Origin of the sequence: Pedobacter terrestris (genome assembly GCF_052343045.1) — a bacterium.
Classification (GTDB): domain Bacteria; phylum Bacteroidota; class Bacteroidia; order Sphingobacteriales; family Sphingobacteriaceae; genus Pedobacter.
This window is the reverse complement of sequence record NZ_CP180264.1, coordinates 4,231,118-4,248,481: the sequence shown is the minus strand read 5'-3', so window position 1 is coordinate 4,248,481 and position 17,364 is coordinate 4,231,118. Positions and strand designations below refer to the sequence as shown.

Genomic DNA, 17,364 nt, shown 5'->3' with positions numbered 1-17,364 from the left:
TGTAACGAAGATCAATTCACTTTGTTTCAACTAATCTGCATTAATGGCCAAAGATAGGAAACCATGCTGAGTTTCTATATAACCAAAATTCGTATTGATTTTACAGATATTTGGTTTAGGCTTTAAACGAAAAATGCCCCTTGAATTTTCAAGAGGCCTTTCGATTTTATTTTTTTGGATTTCCTTTTCCATCCATATCTACAACCGGGCGCTTTGCTCTGTTGGCCAGTTCCCATGCGGTGTAATAGGTAAGTTTGGCTCTTTTAGACAATAGCGGGAAGTTGATTTTGCTTACTTCATCTCCAGGTTTGTGGTAGTCTTGCTGCAACATACCATCGTAATAGAAAATAATTGGAATGCCTAGCTTTGCGAAGTTGTAATGATCTGAGCGGTAATAAATTTGCTCTGTATCCTTCGGGTCATCATATTTATAATCCAGTTTTATTTTGGTATAAGTTGCATTTACCTGCTCGCTTAGGTTTGCAAGATCGCTACTTAACATTTTAGAACCTACAGAATAAATGTAGTTAGCGGAATCTGGTTTACCCAAATATTCTTCGCCGATACGGCCAATCATATCTGTATTCAAATCGGCAATTGTATTTTCAACAGGGAAAACCGGGTTTTCTGAATACCAGTTAGATCCCCACAATCCTTTTTCTTCGCCAACTACAGTCATAAAAAGAATGCTGCGTTTTGGACCTTTTCCAGCTTTTTTGGCATCGGTAAATGCTTTGGCCATTAAAAGTACGCCAGTGGTACCAGAACCGTCGTCATCTGCACCATTATTTACTTTATCCGTGGCATTTGGGTTGGTTACCAAACCAATGTGATCGTAATGCCCGGTAAGAATTAATACTTCATTTTTAAGTTTTGGATCTGAACCTTCTAAAAAGCCAAGAACGTTTTCACATCTAACCGCAGTTTCTGTTTTCGCTGCACTGGCAGAGAAAGGAACATTTAAAACCTGAGATGCTGGTTGTTTACTGTCGATGATTTTTTTCTGAAGATCTGCAACCGTTGTATTGGCGCCTTTTAACAATTCATTTGCAAAAGCTGTAGAGATAGAAATTCTCGGAATATCATTTTGTTGTTGTGCTTCTATGGCACTTTTTGATTTCACCAAAACACGTCCGTTGTTCATGTTGGCTTTTCCATTTGCATCTAAACGATCAACAGTTGGATCAATGATTAAAATGCCTTTAACCTTATTTTGAGCGAAGAAAGCAGCTCGTTTTTCTAAAATGGCACGATATGTTGCACGGTCTATACGTGTTCCGGCGGCTAAGGTTGGGTCTCCGCTGTTAAACATCATGACCACTTTACCTTGAATGTCTTGTCCGCTGAAATCATTATATCCGTCTTTGTTTAATGCATATCCAACAAAAACAATCTGATCAGCAGAGAAAGTAAAACCGTTATCGCTAATTAGCGTGGGTTGTACCACAAAATCTTTCTGGTATTCTTTTGGCTGCCCGTTAAGAGTAACATGGCTTTCTTTGAGTGTAACGTTTACCAAATCAATTTTCTGGAAATAACTTCCATTCACAGGACCTTTTAAGCCAAGTGATTTGAAATAATCGCGAATGTAATCTGCAGCCATCCACGCACCTTTAGTTCCGGTTTCACGGCCTTCATATTCATCAGAAGCCAGTACAGAAAGGTGTTTGTATGCGTTTTCCGGATTGATGGCTTTGCTAAACCGGACTGCGTCTTTATTTTGAGGTAAAGGTTTTACCTGAGCAAAACAGCTTGCCGATAACAGCGAGGCCAATGTAAGGGTTAAAAATCGTTTATTCATATAATAAGTTAGTTGAGTTCTTGTTAACAAGAAATTTTATCAATTCTATTCTGGTGTCTGCCACCTTCAAATTCTGTACGGAGAAAAGTATCTGTAATTTCTTTCGCTTGTTCTTCTGATACAAACCTGGCCGGAATGCACAAAATATTCGCATTGTTGTGCTTGCGTACCAATGCAGCTACTTCATTTTCCCAGCAAAGACCTGCACGGATATGCTGATGTTTATTTGCTGTAATGGCCACGCCGTTTGCAGAACCACATAGTAAAATGCCGTAATCAAAACCTCCGTTTTCTACAGCAGATGCAACCGGATGTGCAAAATCGGGATAATCTACAGAATCTGAAGAGTATGGGCCAAAGTCTTTAACTTCGAAATTAACAAGATGTTTGATTAAAGCTTCTTTATATTCAAAACCTGCATGATCAGCGCCAATGGCAATTTTAAATCGGTTAACGGGCATGGTCAAAAGTATAGAGAATATTAAAATTCGTTCGTAATGTTTTTGTTAACTGGTATAAAATTCTTTTTCTGCTTTCTTGCGTTTGCGATCTATATATGCTGAAACGAAAATGCTCAACTCATAAAGTAAAAATAGTGGTGTAGCAACAATCAACATCGTCATAATGTCTGGCGTTGGTGTTACAATTGCTGCAATGATCAGGATAATTACGGCTGCATATCTTCTGCTAGAACGCATCAGCTTAGGCGTCATCAATCCTAATTTCGATAAAATGAAGATGATAATCGGCAATTCGAAGATGATTCCGGTACCTAAGGTCAAAGTTGCAACAGATGATAGATAAGAATCTACTGTAAATGTATTTTTGATTTCTGCACTTACCGTGTAACCTGTAAGGAAGTTTACCGATAGCGGACAAACGATAAAATAGCCGAATAATATACCGATAATGAAAAGTATCGAAGCGAAAAATACAAAGCCGCTTGCAGATTTGCGCTCATTTTCATGAAGTGCCGGCTTAATAAAACGCCAGATTTCCCAAAGTAGATAGGGGAAACCAACCACAATACCACACATAACACATACGTTTAACTGCAAGTTAAACTGGCCGGCCATTTCTGTGTTGATAATTTCGCCATTAATTTTTTTGATACACATGTCTTGCCCAAGTGAAGGGAACATATCTACCAGTTTACACATCATCCTGTAGGTCCAGAATCCAGGCTTTTTCGGTCCGAAGATTACTTTGTCCAGCAATTCTTCATTAAAATAAAATGCGATACCCGTGAAAACAGCGATAGCGATTACTGCTCGGATTAAATGTTTACGTAAAACGTCGAGATGGTCAAAAAAAGACATTTCTGCCTCAATGTTTTTACCTTTTTCTCCTATAGCCTTGATTAAGGATGATCTTTCTTTATTGCTGCTCATGGTTCAAAAACAAAAATACCATTCTAATTGAATAGAATGGTATTTACGTGCTAAATATAGAAATAGTTTAGATTATTCTGATAAATCAAATGTTTCCATAAATTTAGTTGTGAAATTTCCGGCTCTGAAGTTCGGATCTTTCATCAACTGCAAATGGAATGGAATGGTAGTTTTTACACCTTCAATTACAAATTCTCCCAATGCACGCTCCATAGTACAGATGGCTTCTTCACGCGTTTGCGCAACTGTAATCAGCTTCGCAATCATACTGTCGTAATTTGGCGGAATCTGATAACCTGCATAAACGTGTGTATCTACACGCACACCATGGCCTCCCGGAGAGTGGAAATTAGTAATTTTACCCGGTGACGGACGGAAGTTATTAAATGGATCTTCTGCATTGATACGGCATTCTATGGCATGCATATCCGGGAAATAATTCTTTCCGGATATTGGAATACCTGCAGCAACTTTAATTTGTTCTTTGATTAAATCAAAATTGATCACCTCTTCTGTTACCGGATGTTCTACCTGAATACGGGTATTCATCTCCATAAAGTAGAAATTGCGGTGTTTATCAACCAAAAATTCAATTGTTCCAGCACCTTCATAATTTACAGCTACAGCACCTTTAATTGCTGCTTCGCCCATTTTCAAACGAAGTTCTTCTGTCATAAACGGAGAAGGAGATTCTTCTACCAGTTTCTGGTGACGACGTTGAATAGAACAATCGCGCTCAGATAAGTGACATGCTTTACCAAACTGATCGCCAATAATCTGGATTTCAATATGGCGTGGATCTTCGATATATTTTTCAAGATACAAACCATCATTGCCAAATGCAGCACCAGATTCCTGACGTGCACTATCCCAGGCGCCTTCAAAATCTTCATCTTTCCAAACCACGCGCATTCCGCGGCCACCACCACCGGCAGTTGCTTTTAGAATTACCGGGTAGCCCATTTCATTTGCTATCTGGATACCTTCTTTAACGCTGGTTAACAAACCTTCAGAACCCGGAATAGTTGGAACACCTGCTGTTTTCATGGTTGCTTTAGCCGAAGCTTTGTCGCCCATGTCGTTAATTTGCTCAGGTGTGGCGCCAATAAATTTGATCCCATACTCGCGGCAGATATTAGAAAACTTAGCGTTTTCTGATAAAAACCCATAACCTGGATGGATGGCATCTGCATTGGTCAACTCGGCTGCAGAGATGATATTTGGAATATTTAGGTATGAATCTTTACTTGGTGGCGGACCGATACAAACCGCTTCATCAGCAAAACGTACATGTAAGCTTTCGCGATCGGCGGTAGAATACACAGCAACAGTTTTGATGCCCATTTCCTTACAGGTACGGATAACACGCAAAGCGATTTCACCCCTGTTGGCAATAAGTATTTTTTTAAACATAATCTTTAATTTAGGATTACACAGATTTAAAAGATCATGCCGATTAAGTGGCATAATAAAATTTGTGAAATCAAATTAATCTGTGAATCAGCTACTAAATAGGTTCTACTAAAAACAAAGGTTGGTCGTATTCTACCGGCGATGCATTTTCTACCAATATTTTAACGATACGGCCAGAAACTTCACTTTCAATTTCGTTGAAAAGTTTCATTGCTTCAATAATACAAACTACTTTTCCAGTTCCGATTTCATCACCGACATTCACGAAAGATGGTTTATCCGGACTTGAAGAACGGTAAAAAGTACCAATCATTGGGGATTTTACAGTGATGTATTTCGAGCTGTCATCTGAAGCAGGCGCAGCTGGGGTAACAACGGCTGCCGGTGCAGTAGGCGCACTTGCTACAGGTGCTGCAGCTTGTACAAGTGGCACTTGTGGTACCGTAGCATGAACAACTGTTGGCGTTTGGTTTGTTTTAATGGTGATCTTAAAGTCTTCTTGCTCAATAGCAACTTCGTTTACACCAGAACGAGAAACAAATTTAATCAGTTCCTGTATTTGTTTGATATCCATTTTTTAGGCTTTGTTATGTAAAAAATAGTGTATAATGAATTAACTAAGTTATACTTTTTTTGTTTTATTCAATGATTTGCAGCGTTTTAAAGCTGTGCTTAAAAGGCGATGTTAAGATTGGCTATCGTAAGCCCATTTTAAATAAATGGAACCCCAGGTAAAACCACCTCCAAAGGCCGCAAGCACAATGTTGTCGCCTTTTTTCAATTTACTTTCCCATTCCCATAAGCAAAGCGGGATGGTACCATTTGTTGTATTGCCGTAGCGTTCAATATTAATCATTACTTTATCGGTTCCGATTCCCATACGGTTTGCTGTGGCATCAATAATGCGTTTATTGGCCTGGTGTGGTACTAACCATGCAACGTCATCTGCCGTTAGGCTATTGCGTTCCATAATTTCTGCGGCCACATCTGCCATATTGGTTACTGCAAATTTGAAAACAGTAGGACCTTCCTGGTGTGCATAATGTTCGCGTGCATCTATACTTTCGTGCGATGCTGGTTTAACAGAACCTCCGGCTTTCATGCCCAGAAAATCACGGCCAGATCCATCGGTTCTCAGAATTGAATCCTGTATGCCTAATCCATCTTCCGTTGGTTCTAATAATGCGCAACCGCAACCATCTCCAAAGATGATACAAGTTGTACGGTCTTCGTAATTGATGATAGACGACATTTTGTCGCCACCAACTACCAATACTTTTTTGTGTTTTCCAGATTCAATGAACTGCGCGCCAGTACTTAATCCGAAAAGAAATCCGGAACAAGCTGCTTGCAAATCATATCCCCAGGCGTTTTTAGCACCTACTTTATCCGCCAGAACATTTGCCGTAGCCGGAAAAGTAAAATCTGGTGTAGTGGTACAAAAAATAATCAGTTCAATTTCTTTTGCATCAATCCCTCTTTTTTTAAGCAATCCATTAACCGCATGTACGGCCATGTCAGAAGTACCTAAACCTTCTCCTTTTAAAATTCTACGTTCTTTTATACCTGTTCTACTGGTGATCCATTCATCCGAAGTATCAACAATGGTTTCTAACTCTGCGTTGGTTAACACATAATCGGGTACATAACCATTAACTGCTGTAATAGCAGCGCGAATTTTACTCATCTTTAAATCTTAAAATAAATTATTTAAACGCCGTTTTTATCTTTTCGATCAAACCAGCTGTAATCATCTCACGAGATTGGAGCACCATGTTTTTAACAGCCAAAGGGCTCGAAATTCCATGGCCAATAATTACCGGGGCATTTACACCGAGTACCGGGCTGCCTCCATACTGTTCATAGTTAAAACGATCGAAAAACTCATCCTTCATTCCTTTTTTAACAGTTAATACATAGAAAGATTCTGCTAATTTAAGCATCACATTTCCGGTAAAACCATCACAAACAATCACATCAGCTTTATCGTTAAACAAATCTCTGCCTTCTACATTGCCCACAAAATTGAACAAATTGGTATCGCTCATAAGCGGAAACGTCGCCATGCTTAGCATATTGCCTTTTTCTTCTTCTTCACCAATATTCATTAAAGCCACTTTAGGGTTGGTTACCTGAAGTACATTTTCTGCATAAAGGCTACCTAAGGCACCAAATTGTAATAAAATGTCGGGTTTGCAGTCGGCATTTGCGCCAACATCCAATAGAAGGCCAGTACCGCCTTTAACTTTTGGTAAGATAGAGCACAAGCATGGGCGTATAATACCAGGAATGGTTTTTACACTAAAAACGGCACCAACTAACATGGCACCGGAATTTCCAGCACTTGCAAATGAATCGAGTTTACCTTCTTTCAAAAGGTTAAAACCAACTGAGATACTCGAATTTGGTTTTTGAACGATTGCTTTTGTAGGATGTTCGCCCATACCAATCACTTCGCTGGTATGTACGTATTCAAAATGATCAGGATTAAAACCTTCTTCTGCGAGGATGGGTTTAATCTGTTCAGTATCGCCGATTAGAACTAGCTGTTCTCCGGCATTTAGCGATTTATGAGCTGCTATTGCTCCCAAAACAATTGCTTTGGGAGCATAGTCTCCGCCCATTATGTCGAGGCCTATTTTCATAGAAAAAATCTGTTTGTGTTTTTTCGGGTTAAATCCCGAAATTTTCAGGGGACTAAGGTATGACTAAAGCCGCTGAAAACACAAACAATTCTTTAAGAAAATTACCCTATCTGAGTATTTTCGATAACCAGTTTGCCGTTGTAGTATAAGTTACCATCAACGTTATAAGCACGGTGAGGTACGTGGATAGCACCTGTTGCCGAGCATGTTGCTAAAGAAGGTAATTCCGCTTTATAGTGCGTTCTTCTTTTATTCTTTCTCTGTTTAGAGATCTTACGTTTTGGATGTGCCATTGGTGTATAATCTAATTATTTTTTTAACTTATTAAGTGCTTCCCAACGTGGGTCGCTTGTTTGTTCACTTTCGTCTTCTTGTTTGTCAAAAGACAGGTTTTCCAGTCTATTGATCATCTCCTGATCACAGTCTTTACCTGCCTGTTCACAGTTTTTAATGTATGGTACCGCTACGTTAATCATTTCGTAAAGCGGGCCAGAGATGTCAATCGCAGTTTCTTTTCTGCTAAGCGAGATAATTTCGTCATCATCGCTTTCCAATTCATCTTCAGCAAATTTTACAATCTGTCTTTCGTAAAGGTTTACCGGATAAGCAAATTCGGATAAACATTTGTCGCAGTCCAGATTTACGTTGCCTTCAACTTTAAACTTTAAAATCAACATGGTTTCTTGTTTGTCAAGTTCCAGGTTTACTTTTAAATGTCCGCTTTTAATTAACGAGTACTCGAAAGCATTAAAAAAGTGATCATTAAGCTCATATTCAAACTGATGAGATCCCAATTTTAATCCGGTAAACGGTACTGAAAATTGTTTTAACGGGTTCAAAGTACTGTAAAATTTTAGCCTGCAAATGTATGGATAAAAAATTAGATAAAAAATGTTTTTTAAAAAATATTGGATCTTTTATCGTGTTTTTTTAAATCCTAATTTTTTGAATATCAGTTTCATTGCTTTTCGGTTGCTCTGGCCCCGCTTTTTGTTTAACACCAGCCGCAGGCCTGCGCCGTTTTGCTACGCCTTTAGGGTTTAAACTCGTTTAGCCAGTGTGCAAAGTAAAACCTAAGTTATAGCCAAAACCATTTGTTTATCGTTTCTGCTCCATTCACTCCAAGATCCTACATATAATTTGGGAATTGCTAAACCTGCATAATCCATGGCTAAAAGAGTGTGACAAGCCGTAATTCCAGATCCGCAGTGCACAATGGTATTGTCTGATTTAATGGAAGATAATGCCTCAGCATATTTTTGTTGAAGAACTTCTGGTGATAGAAAACGACCCTGAGCATCCAAATTTTCAGTAAAGGGAATGTTTATGGCGCCAGGTATATGTCCGGCAATAAGATCAATAGGCTCTGTTAAACCAGCATAACGGTTCGCATCTCTTACATCAATCACAATGTGGTTTTCACTTTGCCTTGCATTTTCCACCTCGTCAATAGTTGCCGTAGGTAAAATCCATTTTTCAATTGGGTAAGGTTGCGCTGGTTTTATATTTTTCGTTTCTGCAGTTACCGGGAATCCGGCTTTTACAGCAGCTTGGTATCCACCATCTATAACCTGAACTTTTTCATGTCCAATGGCTTTTAACATCCACCATAAACGGGCGGCAGCATTTCCGCCATTTTTATCATCATAAACAATAACGTGGCTATCTGCATGCACACCCCAACGGCCAAGTAAATCTGAAAATTGTATCAGGGTTGGTAAAGGATGCCTTCCGCCGTTGGCGTAATCCGTAATATTTGCCAAGTCTGTATTTACATCGGCAAATAATGCACCCTCAAGATGTTGTTCGTCGTATCTCGATTTGGATCCGGCGCTGGCATCAATAAGTACAATTTCCTGTTTCTGGTTTAATGGAATTAAGTCTTCCGGAGTAACAATGGGTTGAATGGCTTTCATTTTAATGTTATTTTGATCCCGGTTTTAGTGCGCCGGTATTTAATCCATCTCAAAAAAACTGATATATAAAAATTTAAGCAAGCAGTATTTCCCGCTTGGAAAAAATGATGTTTGTATCTTACACTCCGAAAAACTGATTTTGTTTAGGCAGCATGCGCTAAACTTATTTCAACTTTTAAGAAGCATCATCTTTAATGTCAAATTGCGTTTCCACAATTTTTCCGCCCGTGCGCAACTGGTTGCTTAGCATTTCTGCTTGTTCTCTGCGTTTCTCTACAATGTGTATTGCAGAAAATAAGGCTTCCCTGAAAGAAGTTTCATCTGCCAAACCTTTACCTGCAATATCATAGCCTGTGCCATGATCTGGAGACGTACGAACAAAGTTTAAACCCGCGGTATAGTTTACGCCATTGTGGAAGGCTAGTGTTTTGAATGGAATTAAGCCTTGATCGTGGTACATAGCCAAAACGGCATCAAACTGTTTGTAACTGCCATTGCCAAAAAAGCCATCTGCCGGATATGGACCGAAACACATGATGCCTTTTTCATATACTTCTTGTATTGCCGGACTAATCACTTCTGCTTCTTCTGTACCAAGCAAACCATTGTCGCTTGCATGGGGATTTAAACCCAACACAGCAATTTTTGGTTTCTCAATCCAGAAATCTTTTTTCAAGCTATCGTTAATCAGTTTTATCTTATTAACAATCTTTTCTTTAGTAATTGCAGATGAAACATCTTTTACGGGAATATGTCCGGTAACTACGCCAACGCGCAAACCTTCGCTAATTAAAAACATTAGCACATCGCGGCTTCCGCTTTTTTCCTGAAGGTATTCTGTGTGGCCCGGAAAGGCGAAAGTTTCTGATTGTATATTGTGTTTATTGATTGGCGCAGTAACCAGCGCATCAATATCTCCGTTTACTAAATCTGCAGTTGCACGTTCTAGTGAAAGGAGCGCGTATTTGCCTCCTGTAGCAGTAACCTGTCCGAGTTCGATTTTTACATCGTCATCCCAGCAGTTGATCATATTTGCCCGTTTAACCTGCGCTTGGTTGGCGTGGTTAATTACATTGAAGCTGAAATCGCCAAGGTTATTCGCTTTTCTATGAAAAGATGATACTTTGGTGTGGCCATAAACAATTGGAGTGCAATAATTTAAAATAGCCGGATTAGATAATGTCTTGATAATTACTTCTAAACCTATTCCGTTCACGTCGCCAATACTAATGCCTATTTTAAGTTTATTGCTCATAATTGCTGAAAAAATTTAGCGCAAAATACTGATTTTCGTTTAAACAGGTGCTTACCGGATAAAAATTAGTTATTTTGTATAAAATAGTGTAACCATAGAAACACAGTTTAAAAGTCGAGCAGACAGGTTTTTCTCTTCTTTTATATTTTTTCTTTGGTTTCTGAGCCTCCGTGGCAAAATAAAGCGTAAGATGAGTTTAGTAAAAGCGAAAAAACATTTAGGTCAGCATTTTTTAACCGATAAAGGAATTGCCAATCGTATTGTAGAAAGTCTGATTCGTACAGATCAATACAAACAAGTGCTTGAAGTTGGCCCCGGAATGGGCATTTTGTCTGATTTTCTTCTTCAACGTAGCGATCTGGAAACTTACCTGATTGATATTGATACAGAATCTTTTCACTTTTTAAACGAAAAATATCCTCAACTGGGCACCAGATTAATTAACGGCGATTTCCTGAAACTTGATTTTGATGCCATTTTCCCAGACCCTTTCGCCATTATTGGCAATTTCCCCTATAATATTTCCTCACAAATTTTATTTAAAATTCTTGACAACAGAAACAAAGTTGTAGAGATGGTTGGCATGTTTCAAAAAGAAGTTGCACAACGCTGTGCGGCGCCTTCAGGAAGCAAAGAATATGGCATTTTAAGTGTGTTTCTGCAAGCTTATTATAAGATAGAATACCTTTTTACCGTAAAACCTGGTACATTTAATCCGCCACCAAAAGTACATTCGGCGGTTATTCGCCTGACCAGAAATGGTGTTGCAGAATTGGATTGCGATGAAAAATTGTTCTGGCGTATTGTGAAAGCAGGTTTTAATCAACGTAGAAAAACATTGCGTAATGCAGTTTCGGCGGTTATGCCGAAAGATAAAATGGACAATCACATTTACTTTGAAAAACGGGCAGAGCAATTGACTGTTGCAGATTTTGTGGCACTTACCCAGCACGTTGCAGAATTGATGAAAGCTTAAATTTTACAATTGCAATTGGCGTTAAATCTATAAACATCAATAACACTTCCGTTTAACTGTTTTTTTTCGTTTCACGATAAGTGAAAACCAGTGCGTATTTTTCTTGCAAAACGGTGATTATTTTGATCAATTTTCTGCTTTCCTTTGCAGCATAAAAGAAAGAATATGCTCAATTACAGCGAAATTTACAACGAAAACGGGTTGGATTATCAAACTTACCGCGCTTTGGTAGATCGTCTTTTACTGGAAGGAAAAACCACAGGTCCAGATCAGTCTGAAGCCATGTTGCATTACAGTAAAATGAATGTTCAGCGGATGAATCGGGTTGATAAAACGGTAAGTTTAACCGCAGAAATGAATGCAACAATTGATGCTTTAAAAGGACGCTATAATTTCTTAGTAATTACAGAAGGTTGGTGCGGAGATGCAGCGCAGATTATTCCGGTATTCAATAAAATTGCAAGCACTTCTTTAGGTAAAATAGATTTAAAATTTGTGCTACGCGATCAAAATCTTCCGCTAATTGATGCACATCTAACCAATGGAGGTAGAGCAATCCCGGTATTGATTATTCTGGATGAGCAGTTTGAACACGTTCTGGCCACTTGGGCGCCGCGGCCTGAAGCTCTACAAGTGCTGTTAAAAGAGTGGAAAACGGAAACTTCAGAAATGACCATACTTGCCGAAAAACTTCACAGCTGGTATGCTAAAGATAAAACTCAAACTACGCAGGCAGAGTTAAATGAGGTGTTAAAACGGTTGGATTAAACAGATTCTGCTAACTTAAGACGCCACAATTAATCTACAGAAACGGTTAATCCTTCTTGTTGGAGGATTTTCCGGTATACTTCCATCTCTGTAAACGAACCTTCTAGTACAGCACATTTTCCTTCATTATGTACTTTCCAAGCGATTTTTTCAGCTTGCGTTTCGCTGTAATCCAGATATTTCATCATGCAATGAATCACATGATCAAAGGTATTGACATCATCATTCCACAAAATCAGGCGGTGTACGGTTTTAAGGGAAGTTAAAATCTCGTCGAGCGTAAAGGTCTCTTCTTTAGTTTCTGTTGACATAACTACAAAAGTAGGGAATTAATGGAGATTTGAGACAATAGATTTCAGATTCATCTCGTTTTAAAGCCGAACATATCGATTTGAGATATCAGAGTGAAATCTAACCGCTCAAAAACCATTTCTATACGTATTTCGGATATTCATACACAGGTAAGTGTTTGATTGAAAAAGCACAACCAATTCTGATTTATCTTCTTCGTTGCTTAATTTAATTACATTTGATTAACCAAAACTAATAATATTAACATGCACCAATCAAAAATTGCTGGGATAGGATATTACGTCCCCAAGAATATCTATACCAATTCTGATTTGAGCCGGTTTATGGAAACCAGCGACGAGTGGATACGAGAACGGACAGGCATTGAAGAACGCCGTTTTGCAGATCGCAATGAAGAAACCACTACTACAATGGGAATTGAAGCGGCCAAAATTGCAATGCAACGTGCCGGAGTAACAGAAAAAGAAATCGATTTCATCATTTTCGCTACGTTAAGCCCGGATTATTATTTTCCCGGTTGTGGTGTTTTACTGCAACGTGAAATGGGTATGAATGAAATTGGCGCTTTAGATATCCGAAATCAATGTTCAGGATTTGTATACGCTTTGTCCGTCGCAGATCAGTTCATCAAAACCGGCATGTATAAAAATATTTTAGTAGTAGGAAGTGAAAAACATTCTTTCGCAATGGATTTTGAAACCCGAAGCCGCAATGTTTCTGTAATTTTTGGCGACGGTGCCGGAGCTGTTGTATTGCAGCCAACAGAGCAGAAAGGTAAAGGCATTTTGAGTACACATTTACACAGTGATGGTACAGATGCCGAAATTTTGGCCATGCATTATCCGGGCGCTCATGCCAATAAATGGTTAAAAGATAAACCTGCATTTCCGGATCAGGAACTAGGCGGACTTTTCATGACTGAAGAAATTATAAAAAGTGGCGCCGCATTGCCTTATATGGACGGACCTGCAGTTTTTAAAAAAGCGGTTGTAAAATTTCCTGAAGTAATTAAAGAAGCTTTAGCCAAAAATAATCTGACAGAGAAGGATTTGGATATGTTGGTTCCGCACCAGGCAAATCTTCGCATCAGTCAGTATGTACAACAGCTTCTAGGCTTACGCGATGATCAGGTATTTAACAACATTCAAAAATATGGAAATACCACAGCAGCGTCTGTTCCGATTGCACTTTGTGAAGCCTGGGAAGCCGGGAAAATTAAAGATGGAGATTTAGTTTGTCTTGCTGCTTTCGGATCTGGATTTACCTGGGCAAGCGCTTTGATCAGATGGTAATGATTTAGACATTTCTTTTTCGACCACAAAGAACACAGAGGAAGGCACAGAGAAACACGAAGGTTTGTTTTTGCAATTTACAGGCGCTTTTGGCTTCCAGTTTTTTGCCTTCTACCCTTCGCCTTCCTCCTTCTACCTTCCTCAGACTATTTTACTATAAAATCGCCCAGATAGCTACATTCTTTGGCTGCACGTTGATAGAAAGGTGTTTTTGAATAACTCATTCTCAACTCCTGAAAGTAAGGATTGGCATAATTTGCCCGCAAAAATGTTTTCCATTTAATGTCGCTTTTATCAAAATAGCTGAAAGAGTTGATTTTGCTGCTCATGATAATTCTTTTCTGCGTGCATTTGGCCAGCATAAAAGTGCATTTAGCTCTAAAATCGGCATCTGTACTTAAACTTCTGGCTTTTAAATACCAGGTTTTAGCTGTTGCAGCGGTTTTATAATCTGCATCGTAAACATATTTAACCGGGCTGGTATTGTCATAAGATGACCAGTCGTAACTAATCAAAAACCAGGCATTGCCAAAATAACCGGTTTGATAAACGGCATTTGCCATTTTATAATAGTAAAGCGCAGCATTCTTTTTATCAGATACCAGCAATTTCTGCAAACGCAACATTTCTGCTGCATAACTTTTCTTACTCACAGCGGCTTTTGCATTGACGTATTTTTTTGGATAATCGTTAATGCTTTCTATAAAAGGATTGGCATATAATTTTGCTTCAGAATCACTTGAATACCAGTTCTCCGGACTAAAATATTGATAGTTCGAAGAAACCTTTCCAAACATTTCTACAGCTTTTGCGTATTGGTGTGTACGCAGATAGGTTGTGCCAAATAATTCATAAAAATCATCATTATTTAACTGGTTCAATGCTTTTGCCAGCAAAGCTGTTAAGTCATTTCCACTAGATTTACTTTTGAAAATAGAAAGTCCATTCATACTTCTCGGACTTAAATAGCGCTGCCAAAATTCTGTAGTTTGGTAACTCATATTTTTAAACAAAGAAGTTTCTGTAAGTTTCTCGTATTTCAAATCGCCTTTTACCATCGCCAAAGCGGCTTTTGCGGTATCGCCCAATTTCATATAAGCAGGAGCCAGAATCTGTTGATAGAAATTTCTTGTCGTTAAAGTGAAACGATTGTTGCCATCTGTCCAGTAGTAATATTTGTCTTTCGGCTGGGCTTTGTTTTCTGCAAAACGTTTTTCATCAAGCCACTTTAATGTCGGTAACAGTTCGTTTTCATTAAATGGATTTCCTTTTTTGATGTTCGTAGATTTGATTAATAAATCGGTAATCCGGAACTGATCGCGCAGCTTTTCCGTCAAATTTTCAGCATTTAATTGAGAAAGATAACGTGCAGCATCTTGATTTTTGTTTTCCATCCACGATAAATAGGCCGCAGTTAAAGTTCCCAGTTCAGGTTGCGGATATTTCTTCTCTGCAGCCAGTTTCAGCGCAAAATTCTGTATATCATGAAGTTGTTTCAGGTTTACAATTTTAATGCTGTCTTTGTATTTCTGGCCGCGGTAATCATCAGTAAAATAATAGTTGTAACCTATATTGGAAATGTCGCTCGCCTGAATTAAATTTTTCTCCAGTTTATTGATTTCTCTCACCATCAAGGCGCCAACAATAAGACTTGAAGGCGAAAGTTGATATACTTTATTCAGGCTTTTTAAATCGTATTCATAATTTCCAAAACCATTAATGGCCCAAATGTTTACTTGCTCATCGGTATTATTGGCAAACTTCAAAGCGCCAGCCAGGGGAGAACTGGTATAGTAATAATTTTTGTAGGCTTGTGTTCTGCGTTCTGGATTGCTGGCAAAAACCTTCGAAAAGAGATATGCAGCTTTCTCCGGTTCGCCCAGTTTACGTACAGCGCCAGCATATAAAGCCAAAGCCCAACCTTTAAGTGCAGTATTTAGTTTTGTACCGGCAATGTATTTTTCGTATACATCTTTACATTGCTGGAAATTTCCGGCGTAATGAAACATTCTGGCCGATTGATATGCATAGCGAAGCTTCAAAAAAGTATCTTTTTCTGCAGTTGCATTGGCAAGTGCCTCATTTCCTTTTTCTGTCATTGCAGTAGTATCCCGAGGTTGCGGATCCCATAAACTGAACGTTACATTGGCCAGAGGTTCTACACTTTTTGCAAAAAGAAAGTACTTTAATGCTTTTTTGTCTTTGCTTAAAGCCTTTAGAAAACTATTGTTCTGCAAGCTGTCTGGAAGGTCAGCAACTTTACCCGAATAGGTAGATAGTTTCTGGCTTGTTGCACTATCTGTTTTATACATTACGGCTAAAACATCCTGTTCTTTCGCATTTAGATATTTTGCCCATTCGCGGCTATTAGTGGCCGGTTCACTTTCTACATCATTTTCATTGTTCAGGTATACCATTTCGTTGAATGCGAAAGGTGTATATTCTTCACCAGATGTGTTGTTGTGGAAATACGTAATGTAATAATCGTAAGGATCTATTTCTCCGCCGCAGGCGATGTTTACAGCAATTTCGCCAAAATAAAACAAGAGAAATACACTAAAAATGAGCGATAATTTTTTGAAAGCTTTCATGGGGAAAATGTTTTAATAGGTTGATGTCAAGATGGTAAAAAACAAGATTTCGTTCTTCGGGTTTTAAATATCGGGATAAAAAATCAGATGTTTTAAGCAAATCGTCCGTCGTAATTTCTTCCCAGCGCACTTCATCGCCGCGTTTTAAACCGGCTTTTGAAAAATCGGCCAGCAAGGTGTAGACGATGCTTTTACCTTGTTGGCTAAATAAATTTTTGTTGTGGATATCGGCTTTTAATAATCTTTTGGAGATACCCGCATACTGCTTTTTACGAAACACTACCGCCCATTCAAAAACCGGTAAAGCCACGTCTAAGCGAAGTGGATAATTTTCAAGGTCATCTTTCAGGTAAGTATTCATTTCCCGAAGATCAAGAATAGAATTTTGTTTGCCATATTTCCTCAGGTTTCCCATATTGTAACACATTAACATGGCTTTATCTACTGGAGGAATCCCGTTAGAAACAATATTTTTTACCTGGTGTAACCTCAATGTGGCAGAAATCGTCTTCCCTTTAAGAAGTGGATTTGCTTTAAGTTCTTTAAGAAAAACGAAGTATTTATTTCTGGTGGTTTTGGTCCAGTCGCAATCAATTTGAATTTCTGTACAACCAGATTTTCCTGCTTGTTTGACTTTCGCCTCTACGAACGATGCAATTTTTGCGGCGAGCTGCGAAGTTTTGGAAGAATCCATAGTATTAAAAACATTGTTGACGATGAAAACGACCGGAATGATATCAATGTGGGCAGGAAGTGCATCGATAAATTTTATTGGCGAAACCGGTACAGCTTGGTTAAAATCCGGATCGTAATCTATATCCATTATACGCACATATAATGATTTCGATTTGAAAATATTTAAATAGGCTGTTTCTGAAGGATGATTTTGATACGCCGTTTTCCAGAAATAAAATGTTGGATGAACAACCGATTTCTGCTTGCAGCCGAAAAGGAAAAGTAGAGAGAGTATGAAAATGGTTATCTTGCGCATATCAAATAATCAT

General features: G+C 38.6%; 17 protein-coding genes. 3 read left to right on the top strand and 14 right to left on the bottom strand.

What is annotated here, in order from left to right:
- Positions 1 to 166: 166 nt before the first annotated feature.
- The 11 genes from ACJVDH_RS18165 to pdxA all read right to left on the bottom strand — a co-directional run bounded on the left by ACJVDH_RS18165 (position 167) and on the right by pdxA (position 10,421).
- Positions 167 to 1,801 carry a M28 family peptidase gene (locus ACJVDH_RS18165; RefSeq protein WP_443944819.1) on the bottom strand — a complete coding sequence of 545 codons (1,635 nt, stop codon included), beginning with the start codon at positions 1,799 to 1,801 and terminating at the stop codon, positions 167 to 169.
- A 23-nt stretch (positions 1,802 to 1,824) separates the two neighbouring features.
- Positions 1,825 to 2,262 carry a ribose 5-phosphate isomerase B gene (rpiB, locus tag ACJVDH_RS18160; RefSeq protein ID WP_443944818.1) on the bottom strand — a complete coding sequence of 146 codons (438 nt, stop codon included), beginning with the start codon at positions 2,260 to 2,262 and terminating at the stop codon, positions 1,825 to 1,827.
- Between the two features lie 45 nt (positions 2,263 to 2,307).
- Positions 2,308 to 3,192: a twin-arginine translocase subunit TatC gene (gene tatC, locus ACJVDH_RS18155; RefSeq protein ID WP_443944817.1), complete on the bottom strand. Its 885-nt coding sequence runs from the start codon at positions 3,190 to 3,192 to the stop codon at positions 2,308 to 2,310.
- Positions 3,193 to 3,264: 72 nt separating this feature from the next.
- Complete coding sequence (accC, locus tag ACJVDH_RS18150; RefSeq protein WP_443944816.1) at positions 3,265 to 4,605, bottom strand: acetyl-CoA carboxylase biotin carboxylase subunit; 1,341 nt, start codon at positions 4,603 to 4,605, stop codon at positions 3,265 to 3,267.
- A 94-nt stretch (positions 4,606 to 4,699) separates the two neighbouring features.
- Positions 4,700 to 5,179 carry an acetyl-CoA carboxylase biotin carboxyl carrier protein gene (gene accB, locus ACJVDH_RS18145; protein WP_443944815.1) on the bottom strand — a complete coding sequence of 160 codons (480 nt, stop codon included), beginning with the start codon at positions 5,177 to 5,179 and terminating at the stop codon, positions 4,700 to 4,702.
- A gap of 111 nt (positions 5,180 to 5,290) precedes the next feature.
- On the bottom strand, positions 5,291 to 6,292 hold the full coding sequence (locus ACJVDH_RS18140; RefSeq protein ID WP_443944814.1) for a beta-ketoacyl-ACP synthase III: 1,002 nt from the start codon (positions 6,290 to 6,292) through the stop codon (positions 5,291 to 5,293).
- Positions 6,293 to 6,311: 19 nt separating this feature from the next.
- The gene (gene plsX, locus ACJVDH_RS18135; protein WP_443944813.1) at positions 6,312 to 7,250 is read right to left on the bottom strand and encodes a phosphate acyltransferase PlsX; all 939 of its coding nucleotides are present in this window, start codon (positions 7,248 to 7,250) and stop codon (positions 6,312 to 6,314) included.
- Between the two features lie 101 nt (positions 7,251 to 7,351).
- On the bottom strand, positions 7,352 to 7,543 hold the full coding sequence (gene rpmF / locus ACJVDH_RS18130) for a 50S ribosomal protein L32 (protein WP_443944812.1): 192 nt from the start codon (positions 7,541 to 7,543) through the stop codon (positions 7,352 to 7,354).
- 15 nt (positions 7,544 to 7,558) lie between these two features.
- On the bottom strand, positions 7,559 to 8,044 hold the full coding sequence (locus tag ACJVDH_RS18125) for a YceD family protein (protein ID WP_443944811.1): 486 nt from the start codon (positions 8,042 to 8,044) through the stop codon (positions 7,559 to 7,561).
- Positions 8,045 to 8,323: 279 nt separating this feature from the next.
- Positions 8,324 to 9,166: a sulfurtransferase gene (locus ACJVDH_RS18120; protein ID WP_443944810.1), complete on the bottom strand. Its 843-nt coding sequence runs from the start codon at positions 9,164 to 9,166 to the stop codon at positions 8,324 to 8,326.
- 175 nt (positions 9,167 to 9,341) lie between these two features.
- Complete coding sequence (pdxA, locus tag ACJVDH_RS18115) at positions 9,342 to 10,421, bottom strand: 4-hydroxythreonine-4-phosphate dehydrogenase PdxA (RefSeq protein ID WP_443944809.1); 1,080 nt, start codon at positions 10,419 to 10,421, stop codon at positions 9,342 to 9,344.
- 190 nt (positions 10,422 to 10,611) lie between these two features.
- On the opposite strand from pdxA, the gene rsmA reads away from it, so the two are divergent.
- Together rsmA and ACJVDH_RS18105 are read left to right on the top strand one after the other, a co-directional pair.
- Positions 10,612 to 11,397: a 16S rRNA (adenine(1518)-N(6)/adenine(1519)-N(6))-dimethyltransferase RsmA gene (rsmA, locus tag ACJVDH_RS18110; protein ID WP_443944808.1), complete on the top strand. Its 786-nt coding sequence runs from the start codon at positions 10,612 to 10,614 to the stop codon at positions 11,395 to 11,397.
- A 165-nt stretch (positions 11,398 to 11,562) separates the two neighbouring features.
- A complete protein-coding gene (locus ACJVDH_RS18105) occupies positions 11,563 to 12,165 on the top strand; it encodes a thioredoxin family protein (RefSeq protein WP_443944807.1) in 603 nt (200 codons plus the stop codon).
- A 29-nt stretch (positions 12,166 to 12,194) separates the two neighbouring features.
- Here ACJVDH_RS18105 and ACJVDH_RS18100 read toward each other — a convergent pair whose 3' ends face one another.
- Positions 12,195 to 12,476 carry an ATP-dependent Clp protease adaptor ClpS gene (locus tag ACJVDH_RS18100; protein ID WP_443944806.1) on the bottom strand — a complete coding sequence of 94 codons (282 nt, stop codon included), beginning with the start codon at positions 12,474 to 12,476 and terminating at the stop codon, positions 12,195 to 12,197.
- A 246-nt stretch (positions 12,477 to 12,722) separates the two neighbouring features.
- Between ACJVDH_RS18100 and ACJVDH_RS18095 the strand changes: the two genes are divergently transcribed.
- Positions 12,723 to 13,769 carry a 3-oxoacyl-ACP synthase III family protein gene (locus ACJVDH_RS18095; protein ID WP_443944805.1) on the top strand — a complete coding sequence of 349 codons (1,047 nt, stop codon included), beginning with the start codon at positions 12,723 to 12,725 and terminating at the stop codon, positions 13,767 to 13,769.
- Positions 13,770 to 13,915: 146 nt separating this feature from the next.
- Here the strand turns inward: ACJVDH_RS18095 and ACJVDH_RS18090 are convergent, their stop codons facing one another.
- Positions 13,916 to 16,360 (bottom strand): hypothetical protein, encoded by a 2,445-nt coding sequence (locus tag ACJVDH_RS18090; RefSeq protein ID WP_443944804.1) that lies wholly within the window; start codon positions 16,358 to 16,360, stop codon positions 13,916 to 13,918.
- The gene (locus ACJVDH_RS18085; RefSeq protein ID WP_443944803.1) at positions 16,326 to 17,351 is read right to left on the bottom strand and encodes a hypothetical protein; all 1,026 of its coding nucleotides are present in this window, start codon (positions 17,349 to 17,351) and stop codon (positions 16,326 to 16,328) included. The genes ACJVDH_RS18090 and ACJVDH_RS18085 overlap by 35 nt, the downstream gene beginning before the upstream one ends.
- Between the last annotated feature and the right edge of the window lie 13 nt (positions 17,352 to 17,364).